At 71.4% G+C, this 1082-nt stretch carries 2 protein-coding genes; both read right to left on the reverse strand.

What is annotated here, in order from left to right; all coding sequences use genetic code 11:
• Window positions 1-471: Sec-independent protein translocase protein TatB (tatB, locus tag FV222_RS27055; RefSeq protein ID WP_147816213.1), on the reverse strand; the 471-nt coding region annotated here is incomplete at its 3' end.
• 91 nt (window positions 472-562) lie between these two features.
• Window positions 563-838 carry a twin-arginine translocase TatA/TatE family subunit gene (locus tag FV222_RS27060; RefSeq protein WP_147752884.1) on the reverse strand — a complete coding sequence of 92 codons (276 nt, stop codon included), beginning with the start codon at window positions 836-838 and terminating at the stop codon, window positions 563-565.
• Window positions 839-1082 lie beyond the last annotated feature (244 nt).

Raw genomic sequence — 1082 nt, forward strand, 5'->3', positions numbered from 1 at the left:
GGACCCGGGAACCGGGGGCACCGCGGGAGCGGCCTCGATGTCGGTCGCGTGCTGGGCGGCGGGCTGGTCGAGCGCCTTCGGCACGTCGTAGGCGCCGCCCCCGGAGGCCGGCGTCTCACTTTCGGCCGCCTTCAACTGCGCCGTCGCGTCGGCCAAGGTCGCGGCGCTCGGCTTCGGCGCACGTGCCTCGACGGCGCCCTTCAGCTCGTCGCGGATGGTCTGGACCGGGTTGAAGCCGCCACTCGCGTTGCGCACCGTGTCGCGGATGCCGTCGACCTCCTTGCGGACGTCGTCGAGCTCCGCCTCGCGGATCGCCTCGTTGAACTGCATCTGGAACTCGCCCGCCATGCGGCGGACCTTCCGCGTCACCTGGCCCACGGTGCGCAGGGCCTTCGGCAGGTCCTTCGGCCCGATGACGATGAGGGCGACGCCGCCGATCAGCATCACCTCCCCCCAGCTCATGTCCAGCATGTCGTCGACGGTCCTGCAGCCTCGGACCCGTCGCCACGGCGCCGACGGGACTCGGGAAATGAGCCGTGCACCCTCTCGGGTGCGGGCCTCCTCAGACGGGCTTGCGCTCGCCTTGCGGCAGGTGGCTCGCGGGGATCGCGGTGCCGGGGCTGGTCTCGGCCGCATGCGGGATGGTGCGGACGGGCTCGGACGGGGCCACCGGCGGCGTCGCGGCCTGCGTCGGCGTCTCGTCCTCGGCCATGCCCTTCTTGAAGGCCTTGATGCCCTTGGCGACGTCGCCCATCAGGTCCGACACCTTGCCGCGTCCGAACAGCAGCATGACGATGACGGCGACGACGACCCAGTGCCAGATACTCATGCTGCCCATGGCAACCTCCTGCGCCACGAGCCACGCATCGTTACGAGACGTGTCCGCGACGGCCCATGTCCGCGGTGGAATTTCAGCCGGAACCTAGGGACCGCGCCGGGTTAACACAAGCGGTCAATCCCGCGCGGGAGGGGCGAATCCATGCGCGGCCGGCAACGGTCAGGCGGCCTGCGCCAGAGCCGCGGCGAATTGCGCGCGGGCGAGCTGGAGGTCGAAGCCGTCGCGGCCGTGGTCGAGCCGGGCG

Source organism: Methylobacterium sp. WL103, assembly GCF_008039885.1.
GTDB classification, from domain to species: Bacteria; Pseudomonadota; Alphaproteobacteria; order Rhizobiales; family Beijerinckiaceae; genus Methylobacterium; species Methylobacterium cerastii.

Bases quoted from the DNA above. Each gene is read 5' to 3' on its own strand.
- FV222_RS27060 (WP_147752884.1), bottom strand. From the start codon at position 838: ATGGGCAGCATGAGTATCTGGCACTGGGTCGTCGTCGCCGTCATCGTC.